We start from the raw sequence: 7,265 nt of genomic DNA, 5'->3' as shown, positions 1-7,265 counted from the left end.
GCTCGCTCGCCGGGGTCATCATCTTCCTGCTCTGGCTGTGGATCGCGAACCTCGCCCTCCTGTTCGGCGCCGAGTTCGACGCCGAACTCGAACGCGGCCGCCAGTTGCAAGGCGGCATCGCCGCCGAAGAAGACATTCAGCTGCCCGCCCGCGACACCCGAAAGAGCAAAAAACAGGCCGAGAAAGAGCGCAGCGACGTCAAAGAAGGCCGCCAAATCCGGCTCGAAGAAGCAGCCGACGGTCCTGACGCGCCCTCCCCACCAAAGCCGTCAACGCCACGCCCACACCCCCGGCGAAAGTGGTGGCAACTACGCCGATAACACACCCTCAGACGCTCCCGTTGGCGCAGCCTCAAATGACCCCCATGTCGTGCAGGTGTTGCGCGACACGTTCGTAGTCGACGACGTCGACGGCTCGGCCCGTGAGGCGGGTCACGGTGCCGAGCAGCATCATCCGTTCGTTCGTGAGGGTGAAGTGATGCGCGCACAGCTCGACGAGCACGGGCCCCACACCGGGGACATCGAACTTCTCCGTGCTCGTCGAGCTGTCAGCGCAGCGTACAGTCAGTGCGCGTCCTCATCCTCTTCCGGGTTGAAGTTGGAGGCGGTGCCGGTGTGCCCGGCGGCGACACCGTTAGGGTCGCTCGGAATGGTTCCGTCTTCACCGAGCCCGCCGGGCTTGGAGGTGGTGTCGGTCTCGGTTGAGACTTCGACGTCTGCGCCTTCGTAGGAGTCTTCGTCGGCGGACAGCTGCGCGTCGTCGTTGGTGGGAGTGGACATGGGTTGCTCCTTCGTTATGGGTGTGACTGAGGTCGATAGGTGGTCTGGAGTTGTTAGAGGCGGCGTAGCAGTGTGACGAGGGCCACGAGTCCGATCGCGACGGCGCCGGCCGTGATGAGTGCCTTCTTCGGGTCCCGCTGGTAGGTGGCGCGCGCTCCCTCCACGGCGTTCACTGCAGACTGCAGGGTCGTGTCGATGGCGGATTCGGCCTGCTGTTTCGCCTCGTCGATCTCGACGGAGACATGGTCAGCGACGTGACTGCCGGAACGAGCGGTGCCGTCGCTGCCGTTCGTGGAGGCGTGTTGCAGCGCGTCGGTGGCGTCTTCGAAGCGGTCTTTCGCCGCCGCAGCAGCGTCGTTGTCGGAGGTGGTCACAGCTGGTGGTCCTTCCACGAGTGGATCGAGGGCTTGGACGGGCAAGCAGCACTTAGCCGGTCGACTTACGGTATAAATTCACTCGCTGCATGTGCAGCGGCACCGTCACACACATGAGCGCGGACACGGTGCGATCGTCACAAAAAAGGTAAGCGGAGTCCATGCCCCCAACCACGACCAGCGGTTCTCCGTCCAATCAAGGATTGGCCGCCGCAGCCGACGACTTGCTTGTCCAGCGAGCAGTCGACGGGGACGTGGCCGCTTTTCGCACCCTCATCACCCGACACGCACCCATCATGCGCGCCTACATCGCTCGCATCGTCAGCAGCTACACCGACGCCGACGACATCCTCCAAGACACCTACGTCGTCGCCTGGAAGAAACTGCCCACCCTGCGTGACCCGAGCCAAGCCAAGCCATGGATGATGCGTATCGCCACGAGACGCGCATTCGCCCACCTCAAAAAACGCCCCCCGGAAACAGTCTTCCCGGCCGACCATGCAGCCACCGGACACGACCCGGAGGAGACGACAATACGCAACGCGCAACTGCGCGAACTCTCCAAAGCGTTGGACGCCTTGCCCGAGGATCAGCGGCAATGCTGGCTCCTTCGCGAAGTGGCGGGACTGAGCTACCAAGACATTGCCGATGCAATGGGGGTCACCACCGGCCAAGCACGCGGCAAACTCGCACGAGCACGAGTGAACATCACAGTCCGAATGGAGGGATGGCGATGACCGACACCAACTCCGACCGCACCGTCCTGGACTGCGGCAAAACCCTCGACGAGCTCAGCACCTACCTCGCCCACGACCGCACCCCCTACGACCCCGCCATCGAGGAGTGCCCGGAGTGCGTCAACGCGCTGCGCGCTCTCGAGCGTGTCTCCCACCTCTCCCGCGATCTGATCGCACACGACGCCGATACCGTGCCTGCTCCTCCCCCGTCCTGGCTGAACGACATCATCAACAACATCGGCGCCGAGCTTCGGGCCGGACGCGACCTCCCCCTGCACCACCCCGACCCCTTGGTGAGCCTCAGCATCACCGAAGGAGCCGTACGTGCCCTCATCCGTGACGTCAGCGACACCATCCCCGGCATCCTGGTCGGAGCATGTCGAATCACCGGTGAAGCCGACACACCACACGCCCCCGTACATGTCAACATCACCGTCAGCATCGCCACACACACGCCGATGCCACCACTGCTCACCCAGCTCCGCGAACAGGTAATGAAGGTCCTTCACGAACACACCGAGCTGCACATCGACGCCCTCAACATCACTGTCGAAAACATCCACGACGCGGCTGCAGGAGACGACGCCAGATGAGTAGCGAACAACCCACCCCCTCTCCGCAGCCGGAGGACCTGACCACCCTCGTCCTCAGCGTTCCGGGAGTTACCGCCGTGTACCCCTCAGCGCCCACACCAACACGAATCGCACGAGCGATCGCTGCCACCCTCGGCACCTCACCAGCCCCAGAGCCCATCGTGAATCTACGCACCACGAACGAGCGCACGACCATATCGGCCCGAGTCGCCACCCACAGCAGCCCCGCCCCCACTATTGCCCGCGACATCGCTGATCATCTGCGATCCGCACACCCCGACAAATCCGCACGCATCACGGTGCAAATCGCGAGCATCACCATCTGAGGAACACCCTCCGCCCGGGGTCCGAACATTTTTGTGACGGAGCAGGCCCTGTCGTGCTCTTCATATGTGAGCGGCACCGCCGTCTCGTGCGACAGGCCCGTCACTCCCTGCGCGCGCCCACCATCCGACTGATAGGGCCCATGGGAAACCTTTACTACAGCAACAGCGACGCCATCATCGACGATCGCCTCCTGCACTACATCCAAGTCATCGCCGCGACCAAGCTCCGCCGCGGCGAGAACTTCACCCTCACCCTGACCCAACGTGCCAACCCCGAACCTCGCATCACAATCTGGATGAACCCCAACATCCCCCTCCGCTTCACCTACACCACACCCGAAGCAACACCCCTCGTAGGCGCATACCTCCAGCAACTCGCCGCCCAAGCAAACAGCACCAGCGGCCTCATAATCGACCTCGACCACTGGACCGAACCCGCCCCCGCTCAGCAAGCACACGCCGCAGCTCGGTGAAGGCCAGCCCCGGCAGGCGCGACTACATGTCCTTCGACAACCGTATTGGAGCGAAACCGATCGGTTTTGCACTGCTGGCACGGTTAGCGTCCGCTGCGCTGGCGGCCTATGGGTAGCGTGCGCAGCCAGTACTCACCGAGCTGGACGGTCACGGCCTTCGTGATCTCGCTGAAGAGTTGTTGTTGGCGGCGCACCTCTGTGACTACCTGCAACAGCGCGCATGTCAGCTCGTGGAGGAATCTTCGAGCTAGCAGCTGTTGCGATTGTACATTGATGGGCGGCGTCCACGATGTCGTACGATCGGCTGGCGGAAGAACGATCCGCCAGGGAGATTGAAGAGGCAGCAGGGTGCCGTTTCGCAGTAAAGACACGCTGAGCGCGTGGCTCGATGAGTTTGCCGCAAGCGGGACTGGCGGAGGCGCTGTCGCGTTCGTTGCCGATCAGGATCCCGTCGATGGCGTCGACAGCGGCCTGGTCATCTTTCCTTTGGCAAACGCAACAACGTCCGTGTACCTGGCACCGATTGCTGTGGGCGTACCTGACTGGCGCGTCACTTTCGAGGCACAGCCTGAGGTGACGGAGCTATCCCCAGACTCCGTTTACGATCTGTGCCGTGAGATCTCCCACGCCGCAGACTTGTGCGCGTTTCTCCAGCGCAAGTCCGTTGAGCATATGGCTCAACTTGCGGCCGAGGCGCAGAGCTAACTAGGCGACGGCCCGGTCGACACGTGCAGCCTCTTCACGCGCGGCCAGCGTGGCGTGGCGAAGGAAGTCGGCGAAATCGGCCTCGACCTTGGGGTCCAGGTGCGCGATGAGCTGGCGGCACGTGGCATCGAACAGCGCCAGTTGTGACCACGGCTCCTTCTCGATGTCGACCGCCAGGTGGATGTGGTTGACGCGGCGGTCCACCTGGTCAGCTTCGCGGCGCAGAATTTCGCGGCGCACGAGCCGTTCGACCATCGTGGTGATGCCGGCAGACGTGACACGCAGATAGCTGGCCAGCTCTGAGGGTCGCGCTCCGGGGTTCTTTGCGAGGTAAGACATGGCGTTGGCCTCGAGCTCGTTGACGCCGAGCTGCTTTCGAGCACGCGCCGCCGCGGCATCACGTTCCTGGGAGTAGAACGTCAGCGCCGCCGAGAGCGGCGATGTGTCGCCTGTTTCTACCGTCATGGACCCGTTCCCTACGTTGCGTATGTCTCGAAGCACTATACCTAACCATCTAACCTTCCGCCGGTGATGATTACGCCTGGTAGTCGTCAGCAGCAGTGACACTCAACTGGATTACCTAACTGTGTTTACAATCTGCTACGTTGATCATCACCGGGGTTGACAGCCCAAGACCTAATGGAAGGAAGGCCGCCATGACTAGCAACGCGTTCGCTTGGGGACAACCTTCACGTCTGCGTCGGCAGACGTTCGTTCCCTCTCGCACCGCTGTCGCGGCCCAACGGTGGTACATCGGCGTGACCGCTGCGGCCGTTGTGGTTTCTGCGACCGCCGTGGGCGTCGTCGCCCCCCTCTTTTTCTGATTCACCCCCGCACCCCTCACCGCAAGGAGTCATCATGGGAAAGCTCTTCTACAGCTCGGACCCCCAGGCCATCGAGATCGACGATCGCCTGCTGCAGTACCTGCAGGTCGTTCTGTCCACCAAACTCCGCCGCAACGAGTCCTTCACCATCACGTGGACGGACACAGAGGCCGCGCACACGCGGACGACGCTGTGGGTGCAGCCTGCAATCTCCATGCGCTTTGAGTATGCCAGCGCCGAGCCGCAACGCCTGTCCGGCGGCTACCTCCGCCAGCTCGCTGACCAGGCTGCGATGTCGTCCGGGCTGATGCTGAATGCCGCCACCTGGCAGCAGCAGGAAGATGCTCACCGCGTGCAGCTCGCCGCCGCGGCGTAACGACACCGCATACTCATAACGGCCCGCCCCTCTGGGGTGGGCCGTTTTCCTTCCCTCGCCGACCTCAAGGACTCGCCATGCCATTCCACAGCAAGAACACCCTCGAGCATTGGGTGGCAGAATTCATCGCCGCCCGCGGCGCCGGCGAGGATGTCCGCGTTGCAATCCAAGAAGGCCACGGGGGCCAGGACACCGGGCTTGTCGTCATGCCCCTGGAGAACGCCCCCAACACCGTCTGGATCGAACCGCGCGAAAACGATGAAGACCTCGCGTGGCACGTACTGATTGAACCTTCCACCGAGGCTCTGGATCTGACCAGCTTCGAACTCAACGCCCTCACTCACGAGCTTCAGGTTGCGGCCGAGCTGTGCGCGTTCTTGCAAGAGAAGTCGCTGGGCCACTTCGAGCCCGATATGGAGCCGAAGGCAGAACCGGAGACGGCTGCCACCGAGTAGGCGCTCACTCCCGCACAACGCTGTGGATGCAGCCGGCCACTCGATTCGATTGATCTGCGCCAGCGCCGAGCCGCAGCATCTGTCCGGCTACCTGCGTTAGCTCGCTGATCAGGCTGGGATGTTGAGCTCGGGGCCTGATGCGCACCCGCGCCTGCACCTAGTGGTCAGAGAGATGCGGCGCAATCCCCGTTCCGCTTCCCCTGCGGGATGCCACGATCTCGCCGTCCGGCACGCAAAGGAGCGGCTTATGTTCGGCGCAAGAGGATCCAACGCACCCACGACGTGGAAACACATCGAGAATGACTTCGTGATGGGCGCCTGTGCCCACCAACTGTTCGGATACATCACCCGAAGCCCCAGCGACGAGTGGACCGCCTTCGACAGCGACTCCCGCCCCATCGGACACTTCACCCCTCTCGACGCCGCGAAAACTGCCCTTTGGACTACACACCAACCAACCCACCACAAGCAATGCACATCTCGCATAAACCGCTGGTGGAACCGTCCGAGCAGCCAAGCACCCACACCCTCGGCGATGGCCTTGTCAGGCGGAGTAAGCCGCTAACGTCCGCCGCCGGCGCGGCAGCCTCCGCCACGACGTGAAGACCCACCGGGCTGGAAGGCGGTACGAAACCCATCGGTTTTGCACCAACAGGATGTACCGTCGGTTGACCTGGCCGTTACCCCGAAGGAGGCGGTGCGGTCGAGGCCCGATACACGAATTCTGTGTCACAGAAGGTTGTGCGGAACTCGTCTTCATCACCGTCGATGCGGCGCAGTAGTTCGGTTGCCGCACTTTGTTTCATCCCCAATACCGGTTGAGAGACGACCGACAGTTCAGGGCTCACGAGCCTGGTCCATTCGAGGTTGTCGAACCACATCAGGGAAACCTCGTCTGGAATGGAGATGCCAAGTGTCTTCAGAGCCCTGAAAGTGGCAACTGTCATGACGCTGTCTGGGGAGAACAATGCCGTCGGCCGGTCGTTTGAGAACTGGGACAGGACGGCCGAGAAGGCGCGATCGGCTGAGTGCCCGTCGCTAGAGAGAGGTTGAGCGGGTCTACCGGGATGCCCGCTTTGCGTAGGGCACGCAGGTACCCAACGATTCTGGCGCCGTTTTGGCGAAGCAGACTGGTATTGATGGAGGGCCATGAGCGAGCGTCGTCCAGCAGCTCCATGAGAAACGAGGCGCGAGCTTCAGATACGAGCGCAATTTTTCGGTGTCCGAGCTCGATTAGGTGCGTCACAGGGCGAGATCGTTTGGCCGGTACCCAAGCGTGTCAGCTGCAGCCGGCGGGGAATCATCGGCGGCGCCGCTGCCACCACTTTCTCCGGGGCTGCGGTTCAGGTGTCGACGGCTTTCGTGGAGAAGGGGCGTCGGAGCTATCGGGTGCTTCAGCGAGGCGGATTTGGCGGCCCTCCTCCACGTCGCTGGACTCTTTCTCATCCTGCTTCTTGCTTTTTCGGGTGTCACGGGCGGGAAGTTGAATGTCCTCTTCGGCGACGATGCCACCTTGCAGCTGGCGGCCGCGTTCCAGTTCGGCGTCGAACTCTGCGCCGAACAGGAGCGCGAGGTTAGCGATCCACAGCCAAAGCAGGAAGATGATGACCCCGGCGAGCGAGC

The 7,265-nt window shown here is 62.8% G+C and carries 11 protein-coding genes and 2 pseudogenes; 7 read left to right on the top strand and 6 right to left on the bottom strand.

Annotated elements, in window-relative coordinates; genetic code table 11:
- A pseudogene (locus D8Y23_RS15590) lies at nt 1–320 on the top strand (YihY/virulence factor BrkB family protein); the annotation flags it as partial.
- 31 nt (nt 321–351) lie between these two features.
- Here the strand turns inward: D8Y23_RS15590 and D8Y23_RS16890 are convergent.
- The 3 genes from D8Y23_RS16890 to D8Y23_RS15580 are packed head-to-tail and all read right to left on the bottom strand — an operon-like array spanning nt 352 to nt 1,153.
- Nucleotides 352–510, bottom strand: coding sequence for a hypothetical protein (locus D8Y23_RS16890; protein ID WP_160897572.1), 159 nt, complete (start codon nt 508–510; stop codon nt 352–354).
- Nucleotides 511–563: 53 nt separating this feature from the next.
- Nucleotides 564–779 carry a hypothetical protein gene (locus D8Y23_RS15585; protein ID WP_237488855.1) on the bottom strand — a complete coding sequence of 72 codons (216 nt, stop codon included), beginning with the start codon at nt 777–779 and terminating at the stop codon, nt 564–566.
- Between the two features lie 53 nt (nt 780–832).
- Complete coding sequence (locus D8Y23_RS15580) at nt 833–1,153, bottom strand: hypothetical protein (protein ID WP_108320231.1); 321 nt, start codon at nt 1,151–1,153, stop codon at nt 833–835.
- A 203-nt stretch (nt 1,154–1,356) separates the two neighbouring features.
- Between D8Y23_RS15580 and D8Y23_RS15575 the strand changes: the two genes are divergently transcribed.
- The 4 genes from D8Y23_RS15575 to D8Y23_RS15560 all read left to right on the top strand — a co-directional run bounded on the left by D8Y23_RS15575 (nt 1,357) and on the right by D8Y23_RS15560 (nt 3,987).
- Complete coding sequence (locus tag D8Y23_RS15575) at nt 1,357–1,890, top strand: RNA polymerase sigma factor (protein WP_237488854.1); 534 nt, start codon at nt 1,357–1,359, stop codon at nt 1,888–1,890.
- Nucleotides 1,887–2,483, top strand: a complete 597-nt coding sequence (locus D8Y23_RS15570) for an Asp23/Gls24 family protein (protein WP_108319513.1) — start codon at nt 1,887–1,889, stop codon at nt 2,481–2,483. The genes D8Y23_RS15575 and D8Y23_RS15570 overlap by 4 nt, the downstream gene beginning before the upstream one ends.
- A gap of 466 nt (nt 2,484–2,949) precedes the next feature.
- A complete protein-coding gene (locus tag D8Y23_RS15565) occupies nt 2,950–3,282 on the top strand; it encodes a hypothetical protein (RefSeq protein WP_108319511.1) in 333 nt (110 codons plus the stop codon).
- A gap of 348 nt (nt 3,283–3,630) precedes the next feature.
- Nucleotides 3,631–3,987 carry a hypothetical protein gene (locus D8Y23_RS15560; RefSeq protein ID WP_108319509.1) on the top strand — a complete coding sequence of 119 codons (357 nt, stop codon included), beginning with the start codon at nt 3,631–3,633 and terminating at the stop codon, nt 3,985–3,987.
- Here the strand turns inward: D8Y23_RS15560 and D8Y23_RS15555 are convergent, their stop codons facing one another.
- Nucleotides 3,988–4,452 carry a MarR family winged helix-turn-helix transcriptional regulator gene (locus D8Y23_RS15555; protein ID WP_108319507.1) on the bottom strand — a complete coding sequence of 155 codons (465 nt, stop codon included), beginning with the start codon at nt 4,450–4,452 and terminating at the stop codon, nt 3,988–3,990.
- A gap of 393 nt (nt 4,453–4,845) precedes the next feature.
- On the opposite strand from D8Y23_RS15555, the gene D8Y23_RS15550 reads away from it, so the two are divergent.
- Nucleotides 4,846–5,187 carry a hypothetical protein gene (locus tag D8Y23_RS15550; RefSeq protein ID WP_108319505.1) on the top strand — a complete coding sequence of 114 codons (342 nt, stop codon included), beginning with the start codon at nt 4,846–4,848 and terminating at the stop codon, nt 5,185–5,187.
- Nucleotides 5,188–5,264: 77 nt separating this feature from the next.
- Nucleotides 5,265–5,642 carry a hypothetical protein gene (locus tag D8Y23_RS15545; RefSeq protein ID WP_128218973.1) on the top strand — a complete coding sequence of 126 codons (378 nt, stop codon included), beginning with the start codon at nt 5,265–5,267 and terminating at the stop codon, nt 5,640–5,642.
- 680 nt (nt 5,643–6,322) lie between these two features.
- On the opposite strand, the gene D8Y23_RS15540 is transcribed toward D8Y23_RS15545, so the two are convergent.
- Nucleotides 6,323–6,793 carry a substrate-binding domain-containing protein gene (locus D8Y23_RS15540; protein ID WP_108319501.1) on the bottom strand — a complete coding sequence of 157 codons (471 nt, stop codon included), beginning with the start codon at nt 6,791–6,793 and terminating at the stop codon, nt 6,323–6,325.
- Between the two features lie 149 nt (nt 6,794–6,942).
- Nucleotides 6,943–7,265, bottom strand: a pseudogene (locus D8Y23_RS15535) (YihY/virulence factor BrkB family protein); the annotation flags it as partial.

This window comes from Microbacterium enclense, assembly GCF_004022425.1.
GTDB lineage: Bacteria > Actinomycetota > Actinomycetes > Actinomycetales > Microbacteriaceae > Microbacterium > Microbacterium enclense_A.
This window is presented reverse-complemented; position numbering and strand designations above follow the sequence as displayed.